This is a genomic window from Rhizobium sp. BK275, from assembly GCF_014193555.1.
Lineage (GTDB): Bacteria > Pseudomonadota > Alphaproteobacteria > Rhizobiales > Rhizobiaceae > Rhizobium.
Genome location: NZ_JACHZL010000005.1, coordinates 273,907 through 300,516, shown reverse-complemented (window position 1 = coordinate 300,516; position 26,610 = coordinate 273,907). Strand labels below are relative to the sequence as shown.

Sequence of the window (26,610 nt, the reverse complement as noted above, 5' to 3'; positions counted from 1 at the left end):
GAAATATAGCTGAGTTTACGAAAGCAACTGCTGCTATTCAATTCTATTAATAGATTTTATTATTAGGTTGATTTCGAAAATCTCACGGAGGCTCAATCAAGAACAACCTGTCGCCAGAAGATTTCGACCTCAAAAATAGCTTTGCACAGCTGTGCGTTGAGGTATCGAAATGCGACACGTGATATTCATTTTGCGACATTGCGGTTATTTTGCTTGTTTATTGGGCGCTTCCGGCGTCCCTGAACCGGGCTATTCAAGGCCTTGCGACGCCAGAATGCGTTTCGCCAGTTTCAGATGCGGCAGGTCGAGCATGCGCCCGTCGATCTGGATAACGCCGATATCGGGTGAGATGGCAAAGGCGGCCACAACTTTTTCCGCCCAGGCGATTTCCGCCGCATCCGGCGTGAAGGCGTGGTTGATCGCTTCGACCTGGTTCGGATGGATCGCCATCATGGCCGAGAAACCGTCGCGCCGCGCGCGGGCCGCGTAGGCCGTGAGGCCGTCGAGATCACGGAAATCGGGGTAGACGGTTTCGATGGCAGGAATGGCGGCGGCGTGAGCGCCAAAGAGAATGAGGGAACGGGCGAGCTCGTAGGGCGCGGTATAACGCCCATCGACCTCGCGGGCGGTTGCGGCACCGATCGCGGCAGGCAGATCTTCCGCGCCCCAGGTCAGTCCGCAAAGATGAGACGCGACATCCCGGTAGCTGCCGATCTCGAAGATGGCCGCCGGCGTTTCAGTCGCGATCGGCAGGATGGGAGCGGAGGATGAGAGGCAGCTTGCGAGCTGGTGCACGGATGCCGAACCTTCCGCCTTCGGTAGCATGATCGCGAAGGGGTTAAGATCGCTGAGTGCAGCAATATCGTCCTCGAAGGAAGGCGAGGCGAGGGGATTGATCCGAATGACAAGAGCCGTGTCGGCCGCGCGGCGCATGGTGAAATCGTGCACGGCGTCCCGCGCCTTCGGTTTGTTCTGTATGGAAACGGAATCTTCGAGATCGAGGATGACAGCATCGGCACCCGAGGCGACCGCTTTGTCGAAACGCTCCGGTCGATCGCCGGGCACGAAGAGCAGCGAGCGCAGCCTCATGACGGTTTCACCTGCAGCATGGCGGTGCGCAGACACTGGCAGACTGTCTCGTTTTTCTGGTTCAGCGTGACATGCCGGAAGGTGATGATCCCGGCATCGGGCCGGGAGTTGGAGCGGCGCAGTTCCATCACCTCGGTTTCCACCCGCAGCGTATCGCCGATGAAGACCGGTTTCGGCATCGTCACCTTGTCATAGCCGAGATTGGCGATCAGCGTTCCAAGCGTCGTATCGCCGACCGAGATGCCGACAGTGAGCGCGAAGGTGAACGTGCCATTGACGACGATGCGGCCAAATTCCGTGCCCGCCGCATAATCGGCATCAAGATGCAGCGGCTGCGGGTTATGAGAAAGTGTCGTGAAGAGCAGGTTGTCGGTTTCCGTGACCGTGCGGCGGATCTCGTGGGCAATGCGATCGCCGACCGTCCATTCCTCGAAATAACGGCCGGCCATCACTCCTCTCCCTTCAAGATGCTGGCGACTAGCTGGTTTTCCGAAACTCTTACGCCTGCGGAGACAGGCAATTTGCCGACGATGCCGTCGAAGGGCGCACGCAGCGTATGTTCCATCTTCATCGCTTCCACTGTCAGCAGCCGATCGCCCTTGGCGACATGGTCGCCTTCCGCAACATCGACCGAGATGACAAGGCCCGGCATGGGCGAGAGGATCGCACCATCGCCGGCGCCCTGGTGCGCTTCGACTTCGCTTGCGACAGGCAGGCCGATCGGCCAGGCATTGCCGGCATCGAAAAGGACGATGGTCTCACCGAACCTGACGGCATTGGTTTCGAGGCCGGGCCGGACACGGCCCCAATAGAGATGGCCGCCAACGCGGACGCGCGTGCGGTTATCGCTTGTGCCCGATATGCGTAGGCCGGCAAGCGCAGACCAGGGATCGGTCTCGCCCTTTACGGCCAGCGCCGTAGCGGCCTTATCGATCGTCACCTCGTCGGGCTCTTTTGGAAGCAGGGTCTCGCCGTGACGATCGAGGAAACCGGTGTCGACCTTTGCCGCACGGAAATCTGCGTCGGCGGCGACGCGGGCCAGAAGTCCGGCATTGGATTTGACGGGCCAGACTTCGATATTTTCGCAGGCTTTGGCGAGTTTGGAGAGGGCGATTTCACGGTCCGGACCATGAGCGATGATCTTGGCGATCATCGGATCGTAGAAGGCGGTGATCTCGTTGCCTTCCTCGACGCCGCTGTCGACCCGGACGTAGTCCGGCAAACGCAAATGATCGAGCCGGCCGATCGAGGGCAGATAGCCGGAGGCAGGGTTTTCGGCATAAAGGCGAGCCTCGAAGGCCCAGCCCTTCATCGTGATATCTTCTTGCTGCTTCGGCAGCGGCTCACCTGCGGCGACCTTCAATTGCCATAATACCAAGTCTTCGCCGGTAATGGCCTCGGTTACAGGATGTTCAACCTGCAACCGGGTGTTCATCTCCATGAACCAGATGCGATCCTGACGCAGGCCCTGCGAGGCATCGGCAATGAATTCGATGGTGCCGGCCCCAACATAATCCACCGCCTTAGCGGCCTTGACGGCCGCCTCGCAGATTGCCGAACGAGTGGCGGCGTCGAGGCCGGGGGCAGGCGCTTCCTCGATCACCTTCTGGTGCCGGCGCTGCAGGGAGCAGTCGCGCTCGAAGAGGTGGACGCAGTTGCCGAAGCGGTCGGCGAAGACCTGTACCTCGATATGGCGTGGATTGGTGATGTAGCGCTCGATCAGCACACGATCGTCGCCGAAGGAGGAGGCTGCCTCGCGGCGGCAGGCGGCGAGCAATTCAGGAAGGTCTTCTCGACGGTCCACCCGTCGCATGCCCTTGCCGCCGCCACCGGCAACGGCCTTGACGAGTATGGGATAACCTGTCGCATCCGCCTCGGCAGCGAGCCTTTCGTCGCTCTGATCCTCTCCCATATAACCCGGCGTGACCGGCACGCCGGCTGCCTGCATCAATTGCTTGGCGGCATCCTTGAGACCCATTGCGCGGATTGCGGAAGGTGGTGCACCAATCCAGATGATGCCGGCATTCTCGACCGCTTCCGCAAAATCGGCATTCTCCGAGAGGAAGCCGTAACCAGGGTGGATTGCGGCAGCCCCGGTCCTGTGGGCAGCCTTCAGAATGCGCTCCTGCGAAAGATAGCTTTCGTGCGCCGGCGGCGGAGCGATGGCGACCGCCTCATCTGCTTCCCTCACGAAGGGCAGGCCGGCATCCGCTTCGGAATAGACGGCGATGGTGCGGATGCCGAAGGTTTTCGCCGTGCGGATGATGCGGCGGGCGATCTCGCCCCTATTGGCAATGAGCAGGCTTTCCATCATTGCACCACCTCACATCCGGAAGAGACCGAAGCGCGACCCTTTCGGGATCGGCGCATTCAGGCAGGCGGAAAAGGCAAGGCCCAGCACATCGCGTGTCTGGCGCGGATCGATGATGCCGTCGTCCCACAGGCGGGCGGTGGCATAATAGGGATTGCCCTCTGCCTCATAACCAGCCCGGATCGGCACCTTGAAGGCTTCCTCTTCTGCCGCGGGCCAGCTTTCGCCGCGTGCTTCCATCGCGTCACGGCGGATGGTCGCGAGCACGGAGGCCGCCTGTTCGCCGCCCATGACGCTGATGCGGCTGTTCGGCCAAGTGAAGAGGAAGCGCGGCCGATAGGCGCGGCCGCACATGCCGTAATTGCCGGCACCGAAACTGCCGCCAATGATGACGGTGACCTTGGGTACGGTGGCAGTCGCAACCGCAGTGACCAGCTTCGCCCCGTCCTTGGCGATGCCGCCGGCCTCATAACGGCCGCCGACCATGAAGCCGGAGATGTTTTGCAGGAACAGCAACGGCACGCGGCGCTGGCAGGCGAGCTCGATGAAATGCGCGCCCTTCAGCGCGCTCTCGGAAAAGAGCACGCCATTGTTGGCGATGATGGCGACCGGCATGCCCCAGATGCGGGCGAAGCCGCAGACCAGCGTCGTGCCATAGAGCGGCTTGAACTCATGCAGTTCCGAACCGTCGATGATGCGGCCGATGACCTCGCGCACATCATAGGGTGAACGAACGTCCTCTGGGATGATACCACCAAGATCTTCCGGATCGAGTTTCGGCGGGCGCGGCGCCTGAATGTCGATATCGACTGATTTCACGCTGTTGAGGCTGGCGACGATATCGCGCACGAGAAGCAGCGCATGCTCGTCGTTTTCGGCAACGTGATCGACGACGCCGGAGCGGCGGCCATGGGTTTCGGCGCCGCCGAGTTCTTCGGCGGAAATGATCTCGCCGGTCGCAGCCTTCACCAGAGGCGGACCGGCAAGAAAGATCGTGCCCTGATTGCGCACGATGACCGTCTCGTCGGACATGGCAGGCACATAGGCGCCGCCGGCCGTGCAGCTCCCCATGACGCAGGCGATCTGCGGAATGCCTTCGGCCGACATCTGCGCCTGATTGTAGAAGATCGCTCCGAAATGATCGCGGTCGGGAAAGACCTCGGCCTGATGCGGAAGATTGGCGCCGCCACTGTCAACCAGATAGATGCAGGGCAAGCGGTTCTGCATGGCGATCTCTTGCGCCCGCAGATGCTTTTTCACAGTGAGAGGAAAATAGGCGCCGCCTTTCACCGTGGCGTCATTGGCAACGATCATCACCTCGCGGCCGCAAACGCGGCCGATGCCGGTGATGATGCCGGCCCCCGGCGCCTCGTCGCCATACATGCCGTTCGCCGCCAGCGTGCCGATTTCCAGAAACGGGCTACCGGCGTCGAGCAGCAGCTGAATGCGGTCGCGCGGCAGGAGCTTGCCCTTGCCGGTGTGGCGATCGCGCGCCGTCTTCGGCCCGCCCTCGCGGGTCTTCGCCGAACGCTCATAGAGTTCGTCGATCAGGCTTCCGTTCTTGCTTGCATTGGCCTTGAAGGTTTCGCTGTCGCGATCGATGGCAGAGGAAATCACCGTCATGATGCGATGAGCTCCCGGCCGATCAGGTAGCGGCGGATCTCGTTGGTGCCGGCGCCGATATCGTAGAGCTTGGCGTCGCGCAGGAAGCGCTCGACTGGCCATTCCCTGGTATATCCCGCGCCGCCAAGCGCCTGGATCGCCTCCAGAGACACTTTCACGGCATTCTCGCTGGCAAAGAGAATGGCGGCTGCCGCATCCGAGCGCGTCGTGCGGCCGGCGTCGCAGGCCCGCGCCACGGAATAGACATAGGCACGCGCCGAATTCAGGGCGACATACATGTCGGCGATCTTGCCTTGCATCAGCTGGAAGTCGCCGATCGCCTTGCCGAACTGTTTGCGCTCCCGCACATAGGGCAGCACCACGTCGAGACAGGCCTGCATGATGCCGAGCGGGCCGGCGGCAAGCACTGCGCGCTCATAGTCGAGGCCCGACATCAGGATTTTCACGCCCTGGCCTTCCCGGCCCATCAGCGCTTCGGCCGGCACCTCGCAATCTTGAAAAACCAGCTCGGCCGTGTCGCTGCCGCGCATGCCGAGCTTGGAGAGCTTCTTCGAAACGCTGAAGCCGGGCATGCCTTTTTCGATGATGAAGGCCGAAATGCCTTTCGGCCCGGCCGTTGGATCGGTCTTGGCATAGACGACGAGCACATCGGCATGCGGCGCATTGGTGATCCAGAATTTCGTGCCGTTGAGGACGTAACGATCTCCCTTGCGCTCGGCCTTGAGCCGCATGGACACGACATCCGAGCCGGAGCCGGCTTCGGACATGGCAAGCGAGCCGACATGCTCGCCGGAAATCAGCTTCGGCAGATAGCGGTGCTTCTGCTCAGGCGTTGCCCAGCGGCGGATCTGGTTGACACAGAGATTGGAATGGGCGCCATAGCTCAGGCCAACTGAGGCCGACGCACGCGAGATTTCCTCCATGGCGACGACATGTTCGAGATAGCCGAGACCTGTACCGCCGAACTCCTCCTCCACGGTAATGCCGTGCAGGCCAAGCGCGCCCATTTGCGGCCAGAGCTGGCGTGGAAATGTGTTGCTTTCGTCGATCTCCGCGGCCAGCGGAGCAATGGTGTCGGCGGCAAATCGTGCCGTCGTTTCGCGGATCGCGTCCGCGGTTTCGCCGAGCGAAAAATCAAACATGGCACTCCTCCCGCTAAAATATGTAGCGCGGGTTGCGGCCGGTTCAAAGCTCTCTTGATGATGAGAGTTCCGGTCTTTCAGCGAGCGTTACCAGCGTCGATTTCTTGAAAATATGGAAAATATGGAATATAGGGAAATAAAGTCAGGAGGTTATTTACATGCGACAGTTCACGACGGGTGATCTCAACAAGCAGGTTGGCGATGTCACCGATGCTGCGAGCCGCGAACCGGTCATCCTAACGCGCCACAATAAGCCTCGTTTCGTACTAATGAGTTATGAGTACTATGAGCGAATGCGCACCGGTCGCGATCCACGCCAAGTCCATCTTGTCTCGAAGATGCCGGATGAACATGTCGAGTTATTCGGCGAGGCCATCGAGCAGCTGGCGCGCGGCGAAGGTTATGACGATGGGCCGTGAGTTTCGTCCTGGGGAAGTGATAAGTTATCCCTATCTTTGGGCATGGCAGCAAGAGCGCGGCGAGACCGAGGGACGGAAACAGCGGCCAGTCTGTGTCGTTATCGCGATCCGCAATGCGGCAGATGGAAACACACACATCCTCCTTCTGGCGATTACGACGCAGCCGCCGCAGGCAGGCCGGATCGCATTGGAAATTCCCGATATCGAGCGGCGGCGGGCCGGTCTCGATGACCTCAGCAGAGCTGGATCGTCGTTGACGAATATAATTACGATATTGCTGAGCGCTCCTGGTATCTTGAACCTGATCAGGAGTTCCTTGGCCGTTTCAGCAAATCCTTTGTGATGCAGATTGCTGCCCTGTTCGTCAAAACTCGAAGTGTATCGGTCCGCGTCAGCCGACTAGATTGATAGGTCCTGATTGCCTGTTTCTTCCTTGCGAAATGCCTCGGGACTCTTGCCCATCCATTTCCGGAAGGCCCGGAAGAAGGCGCTGGGTTCGGAGTAGCCAAGCTGTACGGCAATCTCGCCGATGGTCTTCGACGTGTTCATCAACATGTCGACGGCGAGATCACGGCGGATGTCGTCCTTGATGCCGGCATAGCTCTGGCCCTCGTCATGCAGGCGGTGCCGCAGCGTCGAGGACGGCATGCGCATGTCGGCTGCGAGTATGTGAAAGCTCGACCAAGCGGCTGGCGAGGTCTGGGAGAGGCGGCGGCGGACAGCGGCGGCGATGCCGGCATCGTAGCGATAGCGCACGAGAATATTGGCTGGAGCGCCCCGCAGGAATTGCTTCAAGGCCTGTTCGCTGCGCGAAATCGGCAGATCGAGCAGAGAGCTGTCGAAGCCGAGCCGACTGATCGGTTGCGAGAAGCGCACCGGCGCGCCAAAGAAAAGCCGGTAATCAGCGCCCTGGCTTGGTTCCGGGCAACGGAAATCGACGAGGCGGATCGGGATGCGACGTCCGACCAGCCAGCAGATAATGCCATGCAGGATGATCCAATAGGTGCGATAGGCAAAGGCCGAACGCGGCTCGCCGGCGTCCCGAAGTTCGATCTGTGCGAGCCCGTCACTGATGACGAGCGTACCGCGCGGATCGTCCAGAACGACATCGAGGAAGCGCAAGGCCCGCCGCAAGGCGTGGCCGAGAGTCGGTGCATGCAGCACACAATGGCAGAGCAGCGTGAAGCTGCCGCTGCGCATCGGCCGGGCGCCCATGCCGAAGAATTCGTCGTCGAGTTCTGCGGCAATAGCCAGCCACAACGCGCCATAGGTCTCGGCCGACACCGGCTGATCGATTACCGGTGGGAGCCCGAGCTTGGCCAGAAGAGGCGCCACCGGTTTGCCAAGCCGGCGCAGGCTGTCGAGAGCTTCCTCGACAAACCCTGATGCGATCATACGTCGCTCGATTTCAGCCATAGCCGCTCCATCATGACAAATTGAAAATGGCAAAACTGGCCGAAATAATGGAGCAGTTGCGTCATCGCTTGCAATAGGCCGAAGGAATAGAATCGGGTTTCGGCGGGCTCTGGAGGAGATATCTGCCGGGCAGGGAGGAACGATCCGTGCAGATCAGCGGCGCAAGTTTCATCGTCACCGGCGGCGGCTCCGGGCTCGGAGCAGCAACAGCACGCATGCTCATCGAAGCCGGTGGGCGTGTGACGATCGCCGATCTCAACGTGGATACAGGCGAGGCGACCGCCCGCAGGCTCGGGCAGGATGCGCGCTTCGTCCGGGCTGACGTGACCGATGATCAGGATGGTGCTGCGGTAATCGCCGCTGCAATGGATGCATTCGGCATGCTTCGCGGGCTTATCAATTGTGCCGGTGTGGCGCCCGCCGAAAAGGTGATCGGCCGTGACGGCCCGCATCGGCTGGAAAGTTTTGCCCGCACCATTACCATCAATCTCATCGGCACCTTCAACATGATCCGGCTTGCCGCCGCTGCCATCCAGAATGCTGAGCCGGATGCGGAAGGTGAGCGCGGCGTGATCATCAATACGGCTTCGGCCGCTGCTTTCGACGGGCAGATCGGTCAGGCTGCCTATGCGGCCTCCAAGGGCGGTGTTGCGGCAATGACGCTGCCGATCGCCCGCGAGCTTGCGCGTCACGGCATTCGTACCGTGTCGATTGCGCCCGGCATTTTCGAAACACCGATGATGGCAGGCATGCCGGCGGAGGTGCGGGAAGCGCTTGGAAAGAGCGTGCCTTTCCCGCCGCGTCTCGGGCATCCGGCGGAGTTTGCCGCGCTGGTGCGCCATATCCTGGAAAACAGCATGCTGAACGGCGAGGTCATCCGCCTCGATGGGGCATTGCGCATGGGCGCGCGCTGAGCGTCTGGCCCGAAGGAGGACAAATGGCCTTGCAGGATCCCATCGTCATCGTAGGCGTGGCTCGTACACCGATCGGCAGTTTCCAGGGCGAACTTAGAGATGCCTCGGCCCCTGAGCTTGGCGCGACGGCAATCCGTGCAGCACTTCAGCGCAGCGGCGTTGCGGCCGATGCAGTCGAGGAAGTGGTCTTCGGTTGTGTATTGCCGGCCGGCCAGGGGCAGGCGCCGGCCCGCCAGGCTGCGATCCATGCCGGACTGCCCTTTGCGACAGGCGCCAGCACCGTCAACAAGATGTGCGGTTCCGGCATGAAGGCGGTCATGATGGCGCATGATCTGATCGCTGCCGGCAGCGCTTCAGTGGCGATCGCAGGCGGTATGGAAAGCATGACGAATGCGCCCTATCTCCTTGATCGTGCCCGTGCCGGTTACAGGCTCGGCCACGGGCGGGTCGTGGATCATATGTTCCTCGACGGGCTGGAGGATGCTTATGACAAGGGGCGCTTGATGGGCAGCTTCGCAGAGGATTGCGCCGAAGCCTATCAGTTTACGCGCGAGGCGCAGGACGCCTATGCGGTGACCTCGCTGACGCGGGCGCAGAAGGCGATTGCCGAAGGCTATTTTGACAGAGAAATCGTGCCCGTGACGATGAAATCCGGCAAGGGCGAGCAGGTGGCAAGTCGCGACGAACAGCCGGGCAAGGCGAGGCCTGATAAGATCCCGACCCTGAAGCCGGCGTTCCGCGACGGCGGTACGGTCACGGCCGCCAATTCGAGTTCGATCTCTGATGGAGCAGCCGCGCTCGTGCTGATGCGTCGTTCGGAGGCGGATCGTCGCGGGCTGAAGCCGCTCGCCACCATTCTCGGTCACGCCACGCATTCGCAGGAACCCAGTCTCTTCGCCACCGCGCCGATCGGCGCCCTGCAGAAACTCTCTGACCGCACTGGCCTGCCGCTTTCCGAGGTCGATCTCTTCGAGATCAACGAGGCATTCGCCGTCGTTGCCATGGCGGCGATGCGCGACCTCGACCTACCGCATGACAAGGTCAATGTGCATGGCGGCGCCTGTGCGCTCGGCCATCCGATCGGGGCTTCCGGCGCCCGCATTCTGGTGACGTTATTGGCGGCGCTGGAGCGTTATGACCTGAAGCGGGGCATGGCGGCGCTTTGCATCGGCGGTGGCGAGGCGACCGCCGTTGCGATCGAGCGGCATTAGGGAAAGGGGAGGACAGATGATCCTTTCCGAACTTCAGCAGCAAATCTGCGATCTGGCTCGTGATTTCGCTCGGGAACGCCTGGCGCCCGGAGCGGCAAAACGCGACCGGGAATCTCTCTTCCCCCGCGAAGAACTGAAGGAAATGGGTGAGCTCGGGCTTCTCGGCATGCTGGTGCCCGAGGCTTATGGCGGATCTGATACCGGTGTCATTGCCTATGCCGCGGCACTCGAGGAAATAGCAGCCGGCGACGGTCCCTGCTCCACCATCATGAGTGTGCACAGTTCGGTCGGCTGCGTGCCCATCCTGAAATTCGGCAATGAGGAGCAGCGCCAACGTTTCCTGCCGAAGCTTGCCAGCGGCGAGTGGATTGGCGGTTTTGCGCTGACCGAGGCACAGGCGGGCTCCGATGCCTCGAACCTCAAGACGCGGGCGCGACGCGACGGCGATCACTACGTGCTCGACGGCGCCAAGCAGTTCATCACTTCGGGCAAGAACGGACATGTTATCATCGTCTTTGCCGTCACCGATCCCGATGCCGGCAAGAAGGGCATCACTGCCTTCATCGTGCCGACCGATACGCCAGGTTACGAGGTGATACGGGTCGAGGAAAAGCTTGGCCTGCATTCCTCCGATACCTGCCAGATCGCCTTCAATGGCATGCGTATTCCAGCCGAGCTTCGGCTCGGCGAGGAGGGGGAAGGCTACCGGATCGCACTTGCCAATCTTGAGGGCGGGCGGATCGGCATTGCGGCGCAGGCCGTCGGCATGGCGAAGGCGGCCTTCGAGGCGGCACGCGATTATGCCCGCGAACGCAGCGCCTTCGGCAAACCGATCGCCGACCATCAAGCGGTTGCCTTTCGGCTTGCCGATATGGCAACGCGCATCGAGGCGGCCCGGCAACTCGTCTTCCATGCTGCCTGGCTCCGGGAGGCCGGATTGCCATGTCTGTCGGAGGCTTCGATGGCCAAGCTCTTTGCCTCCGAAATGGCCGAACGTGTCTGCTCCGATGCGATCCAGATCCATGGCGGTTATGGCTATATGGCCGACTATCCGGTGGAGCGCATCTATCGCGACGTCCGTATCTGCCAGATCTACGAGGGAACAAGCGACGTGCAGCGCATGGTGATTGCCCGCAACTTATAAGAACGAGGCCTGCTTCTGGAGGAGAGAGGCGGAGCCGATAAAGGGAGGAAGGAGACCATATGGTGGAATCTGCTCGTTTGAGCCTGCATGTCCCCGAACCTGCCGTCCGTCCGGGCGGCCAACCCGATTTTTCCAACGTCAAGATTGCAAAGGCCGGTGCCGTGCCCCGACCGGAGGTCGATGTCGCATCCGAGGATATCCGCGACCTTGCCTATTCGATCATCCGTGTGCTCAATCGCGACGGCGAGGCCGTTGGCCCCTGGGCAGGGTCGCTCTCCGACGAGGAACTGCTGACCGGGCTTCGCAACATGATGAAGCTGCGCGCCTTCGATGCCCGCATGCTGATGGCGCAACGCCAGGGCAAGACCTCCTTCTACATGCAGCATCTCGGCGAAGAGGCCGTCAGCTGCGGCTTCCGCAAGGCACTGCGGAAGGGCGACATGAACTTCCCGACCTACCGGCAGGCTGGCCTGCTCATCGCTGACGACTATCCGATGGTCGAGATGATGAACCAGATCTATTCGAACGAGAGCGATCCGCTGCGCGGCCGGCAGCTGCCCATCATGTATTCCTCCAAGGAACACGGCTTCTTCACGATCTCGGGCAATCTCGCCACGCAATATGTGCAGGCGGTCGGCTGGGCCATGGCCTCGGCGATCAAGAACGACAGCCGCATAGCAGCCGGCTGGATCGGTGACGGTTCGACGGCGGAATCGGACTTCCATTCGGCGCTGGTCTTCGCCTCTACCTACAAGGCACCGGTCATTCTCAACATCGTCAACAATCAGTGGGCGATCTCCACCTTCCAGGGCATTGCCCGCGGCGGGTCCGGCACCTTTGCTGCCCGTGGTCTCGGTTTCGGCATTCCGGCGCTGCGCGTCGATGGCAACGACTATCTCGCTGTTCACGCTGTCGCCCGCTGGGCGGCGGAGCGGGCACGCCGCAATCTCGGTTCGACGCTGATCGAATATGTCACCTATCGCGTCGGCGCCCATTCGACGTCCGACGATCCGAGCGCCTATCGCCCGAAGACGGAATCCGAAGCCTGGCCGCTCGGCGATCCCGTCCTGCGGCTGAAGAAACACCTGATCGTCAGGGGCGTCTGGTCGGAGGAGCGCCATACTCAGGCCGAAGCGGAAATTCTGGATGAGGTGATCGAGGCCCAACGTCAGGCCGAAGGGCACGGCACGCTGCATGACGGCGGCAAGCCATCGGTGCGCGATATCTTCGAGGGGGTCTATGCCGAGATGCCGCCGCACATTCGTCGTCAGCGGCAGAAGGCGGGGTACTGATATGGCCAGGATGACGATGATCGAGGCCGTGCGCAGCGCCATGGACGTCTCGATGGCGCGCGACGACAATGTCGTGGTGTTCGGTGAGGATGTCGGCTATTTCGGCGGCGTTTTCCGCTGCACGCAGGGCCTGCAGGCAAAATACGGCAAGACGCGCTGTTTCGACACGCCGATCAGCGAATCCGGTATCGTCGGCACGGCAATCGGCATGGCCGCCTATGGGCTGAAGCCCTGCGTCGAGATCCAGTTCGCCGACTATATGTATCCGGCTTACGATCAGCTGACCCAGGAAGCGGCGCGTATCCGCTATCGCTCCAACGGCGATTTCACCTGCCCGATCGTCGTGCGCATGCCGACCGGCGGCGGCATTTTTGGCGGCCAGACGCACAGCCAGAGCCCGGAAGCGCTTTTCACCCATGTCTGCGGCCTGAAAGTGGTCGTGCCCTCCAATCCTTACGACGCCAAGGGCCTGCTGATATCAGCCATCGAGGATCCCGATCCCGTCATGTTCCTGGAGCCGAAGCGGCTCTATAACGGACCCTTCGACGGTCACCACGAAAGACCGGTGACACCATGGTCGAAGCATGATCTCGGCGAAGTGCCGGAGGGGCACTATACGATCCCGATCGGCAAGGCCGAGGTGCGGCGCACGGGCTCGGCCGTGACTGTCGTCGCTTACGGCACGATGGTGCATGTGGCGCTTGCCGCTGCCGAGGATGTCGGCATCGACGCCGAGGTGATCGATCTCAGAAGCCTCCTTCCGCTTGATCTCGATACGATCGTCAAATCCGTCACCAAGACCGGGCGCTGCGTCGTGGTTCACGAAGCCACGCTGACCTCCGGTTTCGGCGCGGAGGTCGTTTCGTTGGTGCAGGAACATTGCTTCTATCAGCTCGAAGCCCCGGTCGTGCGCGTCGCCGGCTGGGACACGCCCTATCCGCACGCGCAGGAATGGGATTATTTCCCTGGACCCGGCCGCGTCGGGCGGGCGCTCGCCGAAGTCATGGAGGCCTGAGCCATGGGCGAATTCACCATCAAGATGCCCGATGTCGGCGAAGGCGTCGCCGAGGCTGAGCTCGTGGAATGGCATGTGAAGACGGGCGATCCGGTGCGCGAGGACATGGTGATCGCAGCTGTCATGACCGACAAGGCCACGGTGGAAATCCCGTCGCCTGTCAGCGGTAGGGTGACCTGGCTTGCCGGAGAGATCGGCGACCGCATTGCCGTCAAGGCGCCGCTGGTGCGCATCGAGACATCGGGGGAGATCGGCGCAACGAAGCTTGAAGCACCCTCGCAGCCGCAGCTTGCCGAGCCGGTGAAAGTGGAGGCGTCCAAACCCGCTCCGAAGCCGCCCGCACCCGCAACCCCATCTCCATCCTCACCTGCCGAAAAACCGCTTGCCGCGCCGTCCGTACGGCTCTTTGCGCGCGAGAGCGGCGTGGATCTGCGGCAGGTACAGGGCACCGGGCCGGCTGGCCGCATCCTGCGTGAGGATGTCGAACAGTTCCTGAACCAGGGTGCAGCGCCTGTCTCGGCACGAACTGGTCTGGCGAAGAAGACGACGACCGAAGAGATCAAGCTGACCGGCCTTCGCCGCCGTATCGCAGAGAAGATGGTGCTCTCGACGTCGCGCATTCCCCACATCACCTATGTGGAGGAGGTGGATATGACGGCGCTCGAGGAACTGCGCGCAACCATGAATGCCGACCGCAAGGCCGGTCATCCCAAGCTGACGGTCCTGCCCTTCTTGATGCGGGCTCTGGTCAAGGCGATCTCCGAACAGCCCGATGTCAACGCCACCTTCGACGACGATGCCGGCATTATCACGCGTTACAGCGCCGTGCATATCGGCATCGCGACGCAGACCCCGGCGGGCCTGACCGTGCCCGTCGTGCACCATGCCGAAGCGCGTGGCATCTTCGATTGTGCTATCGAAATGAACCGGCTGGCAGAGGCTGCGCGCTCCGGCACAGCGACACGCGACGAACTGTCAGGCTCGACGATCACCATCAGCTCGCTCGGCGCGCTCGGCGGCATCGTCTCGACACCCGTCATCAATCATCCGGAAGTGGCGATTATCGGCGTCAACAAGATTGCCACGCGGCCGGTCTGGGACGGCACGCAATTCGTGCCGCGCAAGATGATGAACCTTTCCTCCAGCTTCGATCACCGCATCATCGACGGCTGGGATGCGGCAACCTTCGTGCAGCGTATTCGCACGCTGCTCGAAACGCCGGCGCTCATTTTCATCGAAGGCTGAGCCATGAAAGAGATTGTCTGCAAGCTCCTCGTCATCGGCGCCGGCCCCGGTGGTTATGTCTGCGCCATCCGTGCCGGCCAGCTTGGTATCGATACCGTCATCGTCGAGGCCGGCAAGCCCGGCGGCACCTGCCTGACGGTCGGCTGCATTCCCTCCAAGGCGCTTATTCATGCGGCAGAGGAATTCGATGCTGCGCAAAGCATGCTGGCGGGCAAGAACCCGATGGGTATCCGTGTCGAGGGCGCCTCCATCGACCTCGCCCGGACAGTCGCCTGGAAGGATGGCATTGTCGGCCGGCTGACCAGTGGTGTCTCCGGTCTCTTACAGAGGGCACGGGTCAAGATCGTGCACGGTCGCGCGCACTTCCGGGACGGCAAGACGGTGGAGGTCGAAACAGAAACCGGCCAGCAGATCATCCGCGCCGAGACCGTGGTGATTGCGACAGGCTCCGATCCGGTGGAACTCCCGAACCTGCCTTTCGGCGGCCGCGTCATCTCCTCGACAGAGGCGCTGTCATTGGGGGAATTGCCGAGAAATCTCGTCGTCGTCGGCGGCGGCTATATCGGGCTGGAGCTCGGGACAGCCTTTGCGAAGATGGGATCTCAGGTAACGGTGGTCGAAGCCACGCAGCAGGTGCTGCCGTTATATGACGCGGACTTGGTGCGGCCTGTCATGCGCAAATTGACCGAGCGGGGCATTCGCGTGCTGACCGGTGCCAAGGCAATCGGCCTGTCCGATACCGGCGAAGGACTTGTCATAGAAACGCCCGACGGTCGGCAGCAGGCACTTGCCGCGGACCGTATTCTCGTGACGGTCGGCCGCCGTCCGAGAACGGCGGGCTCGGGCCTCGAAGAGCTCGACCTCGATCGCGCCGGCCCCTATCTCAGGATCGACGATCGTTGCCGCACCTCCATGCGCGGCATCTATGCCATCGGCGATGTCACCGGCGAGCCGATGCTGGCGCATCGGGCCATGGCCCAAGGGGAGATGGTCGCGGAAATCGTTGCGGGCAGGAAACGCGCCTGGGACAAGCACTGCATCCCGGCGATTTGTTTCACAGATCCGGAGATCGTCAGCGCCGGCCTGTCACCGGCGGAAGCGCGCGCCCAGGGCTATGATATCAGGACTGGCCAGTTTCCCTTCAGCGCCAATGGGCGGGCGATGACCATGCTTTCGGAGGAGGGGTTCGTGCGGGTGGTGGCAAGGGCAGATACCAATCTCGTGCTCGGCCTGCAGGCGGTGGGCGCTGGTGTCTCGGAACTTTCGGCCGCCTTTGCGCTCGCCATCGAAATGGGTGCCCGGCTGGAAGATATCGCCGGCACGATCCATGCTCATCCAACCCGCAGCGAGGCGGTGATGGAAGCCGCACTCAAAGCCTTGGGGAACGCGCTGCATATGTGAGCTTGGGTGCAAACTGTCTTACTGCGCCTTTGGCTCTGCGCCGGTCGAGCGTCTTGCGACGAGTTCTCCCGACAAGCGGATGATCGTCGCTGCCCGCAGCAGCGCCGACGTATCTCCCTCGATCATTTCAACGACGACCCGGACAATTTCGTCGACCGGCTGGCGAAAGGTGGTGAGGTTGTAATGCGGCCAGCCGGCCATCGGAATGTCATCGAAACCCGCAACGAAGATGTCGTCAGGAACGCGGCAGCCGGCTTCTTCCCGCAGCGCATCGATGCCGCCGATTGCCAGGATGTCGTTGGCAAAGAAAATCGCGTCGGTGCTCTTCTTGGCCGCGATTTCGAGTGCGGCCTTGCGGCCGGCATAATAGCTGTATTCCTGTCCTTCGATCTGGGCGCTCAGCGTCATGCCAAGCTCCGCAATCCGCGTGACGAAACCGTTCTGGCGTTCGCGGTTGGTGGTCGTGTGGCTGAGGCCGGCGACGTAGGCGACCCTGCGAGCGCCCTGCTGATAGAAATGATCGGCCAGCGCCCGGGCGCCCTCGGCATTGTTGCAGGCGACACAGCTGAGGTTGGTATCTTCGATGACGCGGTTGATCAGGATGGCGGGACGGCCTTCCGTTGCCCAGCTCAATGTAGAACCCGAGAGGATGGTAGCAGAAATGACGATGACGGCGTCCACGTTATAGCGGCGTAGCGCCGAGAGCTGCTCCTCGAGGTTGGAGCCCTTGGTGATGTTGAAGAGAAGGCTCTGCAGGCCGATGCGCTGCAGCGACCGGGAGAGTTTCTCGATGAGACCCGGATAGAAGGGGTTCTGCATATCGGAGACGACGATGCCGATGATGTTCGTCCGGCTCTTCGACAGCATGCTGGCGATCGCGTTCGGCTGATAGTCAACTTCAGCCGCATATTTCAGGATCCGCTCACGCAGATCCGCCGCGATGCTCGCGCCCGGGGTAAATGCGCGCGAGACGGCCGACTGGCTTACGCCGAGCATACGCGCCAATTCACGAGCCGTCATCGGCTTGCGGCTCAGCGCTTCACCGGACGGCTCCCCCTGCAAGGACGGTAATCCCTGTTTGCGCATGATCCATTTCCCCGGTTGCCAGTCCTTATCTTTCCATCCTTTTTGCATTCGGATGCAATAATTTCAACCGCTTCCTACGCATGGCTGAAAATTCTTATTTCGATAGCTTTTCGACTTCGAAAAGAGATGGATGCGTGCGTTGCAGCGTCAAAACATCCCAAGAAATAAGGAATACTCTGGCTTTCTTATGTTGGATATCCGGAACCGGTATTTTTGCAGATTCTGACATAAAACCTGTTCCGATTTCAAGCCAATCGCCATGTTGCATACGGATGCAAATTAGTTGATGCTCCCATCAACGACAATATCGGCGCTGAAAAAGGCGCGTTCTCCGAGGGAATGCCAGTGGGTACGATCATCAAGTCCGTCGAAGCTTTTCAGGTGAAGTGGGAGCCCAACGAGCCGCCGGGTCGCCGCACAGCCTTCGTGCGCGTGACGACCGAAGACGGTATCGTCGGCCATGGCGAAGCCTCGCCGATGATGGGCGGCGAGCACTCGCTCGGCGTCGTCCGAGATTTCGCAGCCTCGCTCATCGGCGCCGATGCGCTCGACCAGGCGGTCCTCTACGACCGTTTGCTGCATAAATATGTGAAGCTCGGTCCGGAAGGCGCCGTTACCGGCGCGCTTGCCGCCCTCGATATCGCTCTTTGGGATATCAAGGGCAAGTATTTCAATCAGCCCGTCTACAAGCTGCTCGGCGGCGCCTGGTGCACGGAACTGCCTTTCTATGCCTCGATCGGCAACAATGCCGGCCGCACCGTCGATGAAACTGTTCGCCTGGTCGAGCAGCGCTGGAAGACCGAAAAGCCGGCCGCTATCAAAATCCGCTGGGACGGCGACCGTACGCGTCAGGACTATGACATTCCGGGCGACATCGCCAAGGCCAAGGCCGTGCGCAAGCTGGTGGGCGACGATTTCCCGCTCGCTTTCGACGCCAACAACCAATATTCCGTCGGCGGCGCCATCCGCGTCGGCCGCGCGCTCGAAGAGCTCGGTTATGTCTGGTTCGAAGAGCCGGTCCAGCACTATAACGTGCGCGCCATGGGCGAGGTCGCCCAGCGCCTCGACATCACCGTGTCGGCCGCCGAACAGTCCTATACGACCCAGGCCGTCGTCGACATGATCAATGCGGGCGTGCGCATGGTACAGCCTGACATCGTCAAGATGGGCGGCATTACCGGTCTCATGCAGTGCGCGTCGATCTGCTTTGCCCACGGCGTCGAGCTCGTTCCGCACCAGACGCAGCCGACCATCGCCCACGTGGCGAACCTGCATGTGCTGGCAACGCTGATGCACAACACCAAGCCCGCCGAATTCTCCGATCCGTCGACACGCATGCATGTCGGCTTCGCCAATCCGCCGATTCCGGAAGACGGCAAGTTCAAGGTGCCGTCCGGCCCGGGCCTCGGCCTGATCGTCAACGATGCTGAACTCGACAAGCGGCGAAGCTGAATATTCTGACACATGGGAGGAAATGACATGAACCTGAGAAGACGCCAATTTCTGGAATTGAGCGCAGCCACAGCTGCGATGAGTATGCTCCGCCCCGCTCTCGCCCGTGCGGCGAGCGATCCCGATACGATCCGCATCGGCATTGCCGCCAACGGCCCGCGCACCAGCGATCCGAACTACACGACGCAGGGCGGCGACAATTGGGCGACCGAGCAGATGTACGAACAGCTCGTGCGCCCGGATGACGGCACCTTCGCCACCACGCCAGATCAGTATCGCCCGACGCTTGCAACCGAATGGTTTGCCTCATCCGATGCCAAGACCTGGACTTTCAAGCTGCGCCAGGGCGTGCAGTTCCACAAGGGTTTTGGCGAAATGACGTCGGAAGACGTCGTCTTCTCTTTCAAGCGCGCCATGGCCGACGGCACGAACAAGCCGATCCTGTCGAATATCGCCGATGTCGTCGCTACCGGCCCCTATGAGGTCGTCGTCACGCTGAAGAATTCCGACGTGAACCTCCTGGGCACGTCGATCTTCCTCAACAATACCGCGATCGTCTCCAAGAAAGCTGTCGACCAGATGGGTGCGGAGAAGTTCAAGACCGATGCGGTTGGCACCGGTCCCTACGAACTTACGCGTTTCGACAGCAAGTGGGGCACGGCGCTTAAGCGTCATGAAACTTACTGGGGCGAGAAAGCGAAGGTCGCCAAGGTCGAATCCGTCTACATCGCCGACACGACGGCGCGCACGCTGGCGCTGCTGGCAGGTGATGTCGATATGATCGAGGCCGTCCGCGCACCGGGCTGGGTCGACTCCATGTTGCAGCGTGACTCGACCCTGCAGTTCGACATGACGTCGCCGGGTTCGTTCAACACGCTGCATATCAACCTCAAACGCAAGCCCTTCGACAATATCAAGGTGCGTCAAGCGATTGTGTATGCTGTCGATCGCCATGCGGTTGCCGAGGCCATGAAGCCGATGGGGGGCTTTACCGCCGACCTTCAGCCGGAATCCTTCCCGGGCGGTTTCAAGACCGAAGAGCTGCCGCCGGAGCTTCAGTACAATTACGATCCTGACAAGGCCAAGGCTCTGCTCGTCGAAGCCGGCTTCCCCGATGGTTTCGACTTCGACAGCAATGTCAGCCAGCGCGAGGACTATGCGTCGATCATGCTGATCGTGCAGGAGCAACTGCGTGCTGTCGGCATGCGCATGAACCTGCACATCGGCGATCACACCGCCTATCACGCTGACAATCAGCACGACAAGAATACGCTCGCCCTGCATTCGTCCAGCTATCCGCCGATCCCGACCCAGCTTTACGTTCAGCAGCTTTCGACGAAAGCGGAAGTCAAGCCGGACGGAACGGGCGGCATCAATTACAGCCACTACGGCGTAGCCATGCCCGGTATCGACGACCTGCTTGCCAAGGCGCTGCAGGCGACCGATTACAAGGCCTATGTCGACTATTGCAGGCAGATCGAACTTCAGGTCCTGCGTGATCTGCCGCTGATTGGCATGTCGACGCTCTCCTTCACAGTCGCCCGCAACGCACGCCTTGACCTCGGCTACAAGGTACAGAGCGGCTATGCGCGCTGGCGCTTCCATCACGCCACCAAGAAGGCCTGATCACAGGTCGTGATGAATACGAGTGAATGACCATGGCTAGATATTTTCTCCTCCGGCTGGCGGATGCCATTCCGACAATCTGGCTGGTGCTCACGCTCGTGTTCATCGCGATACGTATCCTGCCTGGCGATCCGGCGATTGCGGCTCTGGGAGACATGGCTCTCCCGGAGCAACTGGCAGCCTTCCGCCACAAGATGGGGCTCGATGTGCCGCTCTGGCAGCAATACATCAACTTTTTGATCGGCGTGCTCAGCCTCGATTTTGGCCAGTCCTATATGAACGGCGAGCCGGTGCTGAACCTGATCGCCGCCAATCTTCCCTACACGATCGAACTCACCGTTGCGGCGATGATCATCGGCGTTGGTGCGGGTGTGCCCTTCGGCGTGCTGGCCGCAACCCACCGCGACCGGCTGCCGGATTCCGGCATGCGCGTCTTTGCCCTGCTCGGTTATGCCATTCCGGATTTCTATCTCGGCGCACTGTTGCTGATCGGCTTTGCGCTGAACCTCGGCTGGTTCCCGATCAATGGTGGTGGCGATGGTTTCATGGACCGCATGTATCATATCGCCCTTCCGGCGCTGACGCTCGCACTCGTCAAGGCCGCTTTCATCGGCCGGTTGACGCGGACGGCGCTTCTGGAAACACTTGGCAAGGATTATGTCCGCACCGCCCGCGCCAAGGGTGCTCGCGAACCTCGCGTCATCTATCGCCACGGTCTGCGCAATGCGCTGTTGCCGCTCTCGACCGGCATGGGTCTCAGTCTGCTTGCCACGCTGTCTGGCTCGGTTGCCGTTGAGCTGGTCTTCAACAGGCCTGGTCTCGGACGCCTCCTCATACAGGCGATCAATGAGCGTGATTACGGCATCATCCAGGGCGGCGTCGTTGTCTTCGCGCTTCTCGTCCTCCTCATCAATCTGGTGATGGATCTTCTCTATATCGTCATCGATCCTCGCATCGGGGTGAAATAATGAGCACCATCACTCAAACGTCGGGATCACCTTTGCAGGTTGCAGAACAGCCCTTGCTGGCACCTGCGCCAGGCCTGTTGTCGCTTCTGTCCCGAACCCTGCTGCGACGACCATCGACCCTCTTTGCGCTGGCGATCGCGCTCGTCTTCTTCGTGATTGCGGTCTTTGCGCCGATGCTTGCGCCTTATGATCCGCTGGCCCAAAGCATCCTCTCAATCAACAAGGCTCCATCGGCCGCGCACTGGTTGGGTACGGACCAGTTCGGGCGCGATGTCCTCTCGCGCATGATCCACGGTTCGCGCAATTCGCTGCTCTTCGGCCTGATCTCGCCTGCGCTGGCCGCGCTGCTCGGCACCGCGCTCGGCGTGACCGCCGGCTATTTCGGCGGGCTGGTTGATCGTATCATCAGCCGCCTCATCGATCTGTTGCTTGCTTTTCCTGAGCTCCTGCTCGCGATCATCATCGCAGCCGTGCTCGGTGGCGCCTTCTGGAACATCATTGCCGTCATCACCGTCGCCTTCATTCCCGGTTTTGCCCGTGTGGCCCGCGCCTCGACCCTGTCGGTTAAGCAGGAACCCTATGTGGAGGCGGCCATTGCCGTAGGCGTGCGCACGCCCGTCATCATCTTCCGGCACGTCATTCCGAACATTGCGGCACCAATCGTCGTGTTGATGACGCTCTGGGTCGCCTCCGCCATTCGTCTGGAAGCCTCGCTGAGCTTTCTCGGCATCGGCACCCGCGCTCCCAATCCGAGCTGGGGCAATATCATCCGCGATGGTCTCAACAATCTCTTCGGATCGCCCTGGCCAATCATTGCCGCCGGTTTCGCCATCACCTGCGTGGTGCTGTCCTTCAACCTGATCGGCGATGCGGTGCGCGACATGCTGGACCCGGAGACGAACCAATGACGTCAAAAACGCAGTCTCCATTGCTCAAGGTCGATAATATCGCCGTCGAGTTCGGCCCGAAGGATTCGCCGATCCGTGTGGTGAACGGCGTATCCTTCGAGATCGAAGCCGGTGGTTCGGTCGGCATCGTCGGCGAGTCCGGCTCGGGCAAGTCGATCACATCGCTGGCGATCATGGGGTTGATCCCCAACCCGCCTGGCCGTATCGCCCAAGGGCGCATCGAGCTCGAAGGCGTCAATCTTCTCGATCTGCCGAAGACGAAGCTGCCCGAAATCCGCGGCCGCGATATCGCGATGATCTTTCAGGAGCCGATGAGTTCGCTGAACCCGGTCATGACGATCGGCGATCAGATCGGCGAAGCGATCATGCTGCATGAGAAGATGAGCCGCGGAGAGCGCCGCGCCCGTATCATCGAACTCCTGGAGCTCGTCGGCATCCCTAATCCGAAGGGACGTCTCGATGCCTATCCGCACCAGTTTTCGGGTGGGATGCGCCAGCGCGTGATGATCGCCATGGCGGTCGCCTGCAATCCGAAACTTCTGATTGCCGATGAGCCGACGACCGCACTCGACGTCACCATCCAGGCGCAGGTGCTTGACCTGATGGCGAGGGTGCGAAAGACGCTGAACACGGCCGTGCTGCTGATTTCGCACGATCTTGGGGTGATCGCTGAAGTCTGCGATCGGGTCATTGTCATGTATGCGGGGCGAGTGGTCGAGGACGCCGATGTCCGCTCGATCTTCAGGAATCCAAGCCACCCCTACACGCGCGGCCTGCTGCAATCCATTCCGCGTCTCGATGACGAACGCTCGCGTCTCTATCAGATCCCCGGTTCCGTGCCGCTCGCCGGCACGGTCAAGCAGGGCTGTCCCTTTTATGCCCGCTGCAGCGACCGGATCGACAAGTGTGCGGCCGAGATGCCGCCCATGTTCACCGTTTCAGAACGCCACAAGGCGGCCTGCTGGGTCACCGCCGGAGCAACAGCATGATAGAGATGAGCAGCGTCGACGACCTGTTGACCGTCAAAGACCTTGGCAAGACCTTTTCCGATGCGGGCAGACTGTCGTTTGGAAGCTCCTCTTCCGGCAGTGTGCGCGCCGTGGATGGCGCATCCTTTTCCGTCAAACCGGGCGAGACGCTGGCGCTTGTCGGTGAATCCGGCTGCGGCAAGTCCACACTCGGCCGTCTTCTGTTGCGGCTGATCCAGCCGACCGATGGCGAGGTGCTGTTCGAGGGGCGTGATATCACCGCCCTCGGCGCTGCCGAGATGCGTATGATGCGCGCCAGAATGCAGATGGTCTTCCAGGACCCTTACGGCTCGCTCAGCCCGCGCCGTTCGATCGCGCAGATCATTTCCGAACCGCTCGAAGTCTTTGGGCTGGCGAAATCTTCGAGAGAACGGCGCGAGCGCGTGGCGGAGCTGCTGGTGCAGGTTGGCCTGTCGCCGAGCTTCATGGATCGTTATCCGCGTCAGTTTTCCGGCGGCCAGCGGCAGCGCATCGGCATTGCCCGCGCCATCTCGGTCAACCCGCAATTCATCGTCGCCGACGAACCGGTCTCGGCGCTCGATGTGTCCGTGCAGGCGCAGATCGTCAATCTGCTGCAGGATTTACAGGCCGAGCGAAAATTCTCCTACCTCTTCATTGCCCACGATCTCGCGGTCGTGCGGCATATCGCAGACCGTGTCGCGGTGATGTATCTCGGCAGGATCGTCGAGATCGGACCGAAGAAATCCGTCTATGCCCTGCCGCAGCATCCCTATACGCAGGCGCTGCTGTCGGCTGCTCCCGAGCCCGATCCGGATCGCAAGGCGAACCGCATCGTGCTGCAGGGCGACGTGCCGAGTCCATCACGCGTCCCGCCGGGCTGCAGCTTCCACACCCGCTGTCCGATTGCAAAGGACATCTGCAAGGTCGATCGGCCGGCGCTTCGCGAGGTCTCGCCGAACCAGTTCTCGGCCTGCCATTTCGCCACGCCCAATCCGCTGACGCAGGCAGGGTAAAACTATCGGCCTTCAGTGCACCAGGCCCGCCGGTGAATCTTCGTTTGCTCCCTCGACCGGCAGGTCTATGCCGCAGCGTATCGGCATAAATGACTCGAGCCTGAAGGTCATGGACCGGTATCGTCCGCTTTCACTCTCTGCGGGATTCCGGCTCGTCCATCCTCAGTGCGTCCAGCGGAATGTCGCTGCTTTCGGCCTGCGCCATCGCTTTGACGAGCGAGATGATCGTCTCGCGGATACGACGGTCCTCGATCTTTACGAAGGCCTTGTTGAGGACGAGGCCTTCCTTCGACCGCAGAAATTCGGCGACCGGATCGATGGGGGCGGAAAGGTCGAGGCCGGCAAAAATCGGCGCTTCCGAATCATCCTGTTCGAAAAAGAAGGCCGGTGAGGTGCGCAGCGCTTCGGCGATTTTCTGCAGGCGGCTTGCGCCGATGCGGTTGATGCCCTTTTCGTATTTCTGCACCTGCTGAAAGGTAACGCCGATCTGTTCGGCAAGCCGCTCCTGGCTCATGCCGAGAAGCTGCCTGCGCCTGCGCATGCGCATGCCGACATAGGTATCAATCGCGTTCGGTGTCTTGACGTTCATGGCCTACCTTCTGTCTCTTTCGCTTTCAGTCCATTGACTTGTAGACGGCATCGCGCCGCTTTTCTACGATTTGTTTTTGATGTCATATTAGGCATCCAAAAAATGCTCGGCACTGTGGCAAATGGCCCGGACCGATCACCAGTGCGGGATCGGTGTGTGAAGTGGCCGAATTGCAGGATCACGAACAAAAATCTTAAAATTGCGTACCGATCCACGCAAAACTGGGCTGTAATCGTTTCTCTTCATACGATAAATGCTTTTCCCAGCGACCGCCGCTGACAATTCACTTCCCGAGCCCCGATCGCCTTAATAACAGCCCGCACGAAAACCGACGACGGCCCGGCATGGTTCCGGCCGCGCAGGAGGAAGATCCATGGCATCCGTTGCCGAGAGCGCCCCCCGCTTTGAAAAGACAGCAATGTCCATCCTGGTGGCAGTCAGCTTCTGCCACATGCTCAACGACATCATGCAGTCGCTGCTTGCCTCGCTCTATCCGCTCTTCAAGGCCAATTACAACCTCGATTTCGTGCAGATCGGCCTTCTGACCATGACCTTCCAGGTGACGGCTTCGCTGCTCCAGCCGCTCGTCGGCATCGTCACGGACCGTTGGCCGATGCCTTATTCGCTGCCGGTCGGCATGGCGAGCACCTTCTGCGGACTGATCCTGCTCGGCAATGCCGGCAGTTTCGAGCTGCTGCTGGTCGCGGCAAGCCTCATCGGCTTCGGTTCGGCCGTCTTCCATCCGGAATCCTCGCGTGTCGCGCGTCTTGCTTCCGGCGGCCGCCACGGTTTTGCCCAGTCCTTCTTCCAGGTGGGCGGCAATGCTGGCCAGGCTATCGGTCCGCTGCTGGCCGCCTTCATCGTGCTGCCGAACGGTCAGCACAGCGTGTCCTGGCTTTCAGGCATCGCCATGGTCGGAATGGTGGTCCTGAGCTGGGTCGGCAACTGGTACATGAGCCACCGCCGCCAGAACGCGAGCAAGGCAGCCCCGAGCCGCACGCTACCTCTGCCTCAGAGCAAGGTCGTCTGGGCGCTGCTCATCCTCGTGTTGCTGACGGCGACGAAGAACGTCTATATGGCAAGCGTCTCGAGCTACTTCACCTTCTACGTCATCGACCGTTTTCAGCTCGATGTGCAGCAGGCGCAGCTCATGCTCTTCCTGTTCTTGGGGTCTGTTGCCACCGGCACCTTCCTCGGCGGCCCGATCGGTGATCGTTTCGGCGCTCGCTTCGTCATCTGGTTCTCGATCCTCGGCGTCATCCCCTTCGCGCTGCTGCTGCCCTATGCGAACCTTTTCTGGACGGGTGTGCTCAGTGTCGTCATCGGCCTGATCTTCGCCTCTGCCTTCTCGGCTATTGTCGTCTTCGCGCAGGAGCTGGTGCCGGGTCGCGTCGGCCTGATCGCCGGCGTCTTCTTCGGTTTCGCCTTCGGTGCGGGCGGCCTCGGCGCGGCCTTGCTCGGCGGTTTTGCCGACTCGCACGGTATCGCCTTCGTCTATCGTATCTGCTCCTACCTGCCCCTGCTCGGCCTGTTCACCATCTTCCTGCCGCGCATCCCGAAGAACCGAGCGGTTTAAGTTTCGCGCTCAGAAAGAGGCACCGAGAAGCGTTTCGGTGCCTCTTTGGTATCCGGGCAAGCGCATGGCGCGGCGTTGCACTCGAACGAACATATTTTCCCCGGCCTTCGGCGAAGACGGATCGTCATTTCTTTAATCTACTATTTTAATAGATAATATCCGTCTCATGACGCAGCCCGTA

At 61.2% G+C, this 26,610-nt stretch carries 23 protein-coding genes and 1 pseudogene; 16 read left to right on the top strand and 8 right to left on the bottom strand.

The genetic code is table 11. The annotated features are described in order from the left end of the window. Nucleotides 1-249: 249 nt before the first annotated feature. From FHT82_RS17780 to FHT82_RS17760, 5 genes are read right to left on the bottom strand one after another with little or no spacing between them, the layout of a single operon-like run. The gene (locus tag FHT82_RS17780) at nucleotides 250-1,089 is read right to left on the bottom strand and encodes a CoA ester lyase (protein ID WP_183733569.1); all 840 of its coding nucleotides are present in this window, start codon (nucleotides 1,087-1,089) and stop codon (nucleotides 250-252) included. Continuing rightward, nucleotides 1,086-1,538 carry a MaoC family dehydratase gene (locus FHT82_RS17775; RefSeq protein WP_183733566.1) on the bottom strand — a complete coding sequence of 151 codons (453 nt, stop codon included), beginning with the start codon at nucleotides 1,536-1,538 and terminating at the stop codon, nucleotides 1,086-1,088. Before FHT82_RS17775 ends, FHT82_RS17780 begins: the two co-directional genes overlap by 4 nt. Continuing rightward, nucleotides 1,538-3,403: a biotin carboxylase N-terminal domain-containing protein gene (locus tag FHT82_RS17770; RefSeq protein ID WP_183733564.1), complete on the bottom strand. Its 1,866-nt coding sequence runs from the start codon at nucleotides 3,401-3,403 to the stop codon at nucleotides 1,538-1,540. The genes FHT82_RS17775 and FHT82_RS17770 overlap by 1 nt, the downstream gene beginning before the upstream one ends. 9 nt (nucleotides 3,404-3,412) lie before the next feature. Next, nucleotides 3,413-5,023: a carboxyl transferase domain-containing protein gene (locus FHT82_RS17765; protein WP_183733561.1), complete on the bottom strand. Its 1,611-nt coding sequence runs from the start codon at nucleotides 5,021-5,023 to the stop codon at nucleotides 3,413-3,415. Continuing rightward, a complete protein-coding gene (locus FHT82_RS17760; protein WP_183733558.1) occupies nucleotides 5,020-6,165 on the bottom strand; it encodes an isovaleryl-CoA dehydrogenase in 1,146 nt (381 codons plus the stop codon). Before FHT82_RS17760 ends, FHT82_RS17765 begins: the two co-directional genes overlap by 4 nt. A gap of 158 nt (nucleotides 6,166-6,323) precedes the next feature. On the opposite strand from FHT82_RS17760, the gene FHT82_RS17755 reads away from it, so the two are divergent. Both FHT82_RS17755 and FHT82_RS30400 read left to right on the top strand, forming a co-directional pair. After that, entirely contained in the window at nucleotides 6,324-6,584 is a 261-nt protein-coding gene (locus FHT82_RS17755) for a type II toxin-antitoxin system Phd/YefM family antitoxin (protein ID WP_183733555.1), read from the top strand. After that, nucleotides 6,574-6,992: pseudogene (locus FHT82_RS30400) on the top strand (hypothetical protein). Before FHT82_RS17755 ends, FHT82_RS30400 begins: the two are co-directional and overlap by 11 nt. On the opposite strand, the gene FHT82_RS17750 reads toward FHT82_RS30400, so the two are convergent. Further along, a complete protein-coding gene (locus FHT82_RS17750; protein WP_183733552.1) occupies nucleotides 6,984-8,000 on the bottom strand; it encodes an AraC family transcriptional regulator in 1,017 nt (338 codons plus the stop codon). The pseudogene FHT82_RS30400 and the gene FHT82_RS17750 overlap by 9 nt on opposite strands. Nucleotides 8,001-8,146: 146 nt before the next feature. Here FHT82_RS17750 and FHT82_RS17745 point away from each other — a divergent pair, with 146 nt between their 5' ends. Genes FHT82_RS17745 through lpdA form a run of 7 tightly spaced genes read left to right on the top strand, consistent with a single transcriptional unit; the run spans nucleotide 8,147 to nucleotide 16,222 of the window. Beyond that, complete coding sequence (locus FHT82_RS17745) at nucleotides 8,147-8,914, top strand: 3-hydroxyacyl-CoA dehydrogenase (RefSeq protein WP_183733549.1); 768 nt, start codon at nucleotides 8,147-8,149, stop codon at nucleotides 8,912-8,914. Between the two features lie 23 nt (nucleotides 8,915-8,937). Continuing rightward, nucleotides 8,938-10,125, top strand: coding sequence for an acetyl-CoA C-acyltransferase (locus FHT82_RS17740; protein WP_183733546.1), 1,188 nt, complete (start codon nucleotides 8,938-8,940; stop codon nucleotides 10,123-10,125). 16 nt (nucleotides 10,126-10,141) lie between these two features. Continuing rightward, nucleotides 10,142-11,269 (top strand): acyl-CoA dehydrogenase family protein, encoded by a 1,128-nt coding sequence (locus FHT82_RS17735; RefSeq protein ID WP_183733543.1) that lies wholly within the window; start codon nucleotides 10,142-10,144, stop codon nucleotides 11,267-11,269. Between the two features lie 59 nt (nucleotides 11,270-11,328). After that, entirely contained in the window at nucleotides 11,329-12,561 is a 1,233-nt protein-coding gene (locus FHT82_RS17730) for a 3-methyl-2-oxobutanoate dehydrogenase (2-methylpropanoyl-transferring) subunit alpha (RefSeq protein WP_183733541.1), read from the top strand. 1 nt (nucleotide 12,562) lies between these two features. After that, nucleotides 12,563-13,576, top strand: coding sequence for an alpha-ketoacid dehydrogenase subunit beta (locus FHT82_RS17725; RefSeq protein WP_183733538.1), 1,014 nt, complete (start codon nucleotides 12,563-12,565; stop codon nucleotides 13,574-13,576). A 3-nt stretch (nucleotides 13,577-13,579) separates the two neighbouring features. Continuing rightward, nucleotides 13,580-14,821, top strand: coding sequence for a dihydrolipoamide acetyltransferase family protein (locus FHT82_RS17720; RefSeq protein ID WP_183733535.1), 1,242 nt, complete (start codon nucleotides 13,580-13,582; stop codon nucleotides 14,819-14,821). A 3-nt stretch (nucleotides 14,822-14,824) separates the two neighbouring features. Beyond that, the gene (gene lpdA, locus FHT82_RS17715) at nucleotides 14,825-16,222 is read left to right on the top strand and encodes a dihydrolipoyl dehydrogenase (RefSeq protein WP_183733532.1); all 1,398 of its coding nucleotides are present in this window, start codon (nucleotides 14,825-14,827) and stop codon (nucleotides 16,220-16,222) included. Nucleotides 16,223-16,240: 18 nt separating this feature from the next. Here the strand turns inward: lpdA and FHT82_RS17710 are convergent, their stop codons facing one another. Beyond that, the gene (locus tag FHT82_RS17710) at nucleotides 16,241-17,308 is read right to left on the bottom strand and encodes a LacI family DNA-binding transcriptional regulator (RefSeq protein ID WP_183733529.1); all 1,068 of its coding nucleotides are present in this window, start codon (nucleotides 17,306-17,308) and stop codon (nucleotides 16,241-16,243) included. A 345-nt stretch (nucleotides 17,309-17,653) separates the two neighbouring features. Between FHT82_RS17710 and FHT82_RS17705 the strand changes: the two genes are divergently transcribed. Genes FHT82_RS17705 through FHT82_RS17680 form a run of 6 tightly spaced genes read left to right on the top strand, consistent with a single transcriptional unit; the run spans nucleotide 17,654 to nucleotide 24,264 of the window. Continuing rightward, nucleotides 17,654-18,760, top strand: coding sequence for a mandelate racemase/muconate lactonizing enzyme family protein (locus tag FHT82_RS17705; RefSeq protein WP_183733526.1), 1,107 nt, complete (start codon nucleotides 17,654-17,656; stop codon nucleotides 18,758-18,760). 27 nt (nucleotides 18,761-18,787) lie between these two features. Continuing rightward, on the top strand, nucleotides 18,788-20,386 hold the full coding sequence (locus FHT82_RS17700) for an ABC transporter substrate-binding protein (protein ID WP_183733523.1): 1,599 nt from the start codon (nucleotides 18,788-18,790) through the stop codon (nucleotides 20,384-20,386). A gap of 32 nt (nucleotides 20,387-20,418) precedes the next feature. Continuing rightward, nucleotides 20,419-21,354, top strand: coding sequence for an ABC transporter permease (locus tag FHT82_RS17695; protein WP_183733520.1), 936 nt, complete (start codon nucleotides 20,419-20,421; stop codon nucleotides 21,352-21,354). Then, on the top strand, nucleotides 21,354-22,262 hold the full coding sequence (locus FHT82_RS17690) for an ABC transporter permease (RefSeq protein ID WP_183733517.1): 909 nt from the start codon (nucleotides 21,354-21,356) through the stop codon (nucleotides 22,260-22,262). Before FHT82_RS17695 ends, FHT82_RS17690 begins: the two co-directional genes overlap by 1 nt. Next, nucleotides 22,259-23,251, top strand: a complete 993-nt coding sequence (locus tag FHT82_RS17685; protein WP_183733514.1) for an ABC transporter ATP-binding protein — start codon at nucleotides 22,259-22,261, stop codon at nucleotides 23,249-23,251. Before FHT82_RS17690 ends, FHT82_RS17685 begins: the two co-directional genes overlap by 4 nt. Further along, nucleotides 23,248-24,264 (top strand): ABC transporter ATP-binding protein, encoded by a 1,017-nt coding sequence (locus FHT82_RS17680; protein ID WP_246698156.1) that lies wholly within the window; start codon nucleotides 23,248-23,250, stop codon nucleotides 24,262-24,264. The genes FHT82_RS17685 and FHT82_RS17680 overlap by 4 nt, the downstream gene beginning before the upstream one ends. A gap of 130 nt (nucleotides 24,265-24,394) precedes the next feature. On the opposite strand, the gene FHT82_RS17675 is transcribed toward FHT82_RS17680, so the two are convergent. Continuing rightward, the gene (locus FHT82_RS17675; RefSeq protein WP_183733510.1) at nucleotides 24,395-24,853 is read right to left on the bottom strand and encodes a helix-turn-helix domain-containing protein; all 459 of its coding nucleotides are present in this window, start codon (nucleotides 24,851-24,853) and stop codon (nucleotides 24,395-24,397) included. A gap of 373 nt (nucleotides 24,854-25,226) precedes the next feature. Here FHT82_RS17675 and FHT82_RS17670 point away from each other — a divergent pair, with 373 nt between their 5' ends. Next, nucleotides 25,227-26,429, top strand: a complete 1,203-nt coding sequence (locus FHT82_RS17670) for an MFS transporter (RefSeq protein WP_183733507.1) — start codon at nucleotides 25,227-25,229, stop codon at nucleotides 26,427-26,429. Nucleotides 26,430-26,610: the final 181 nt, after the last annotated feature.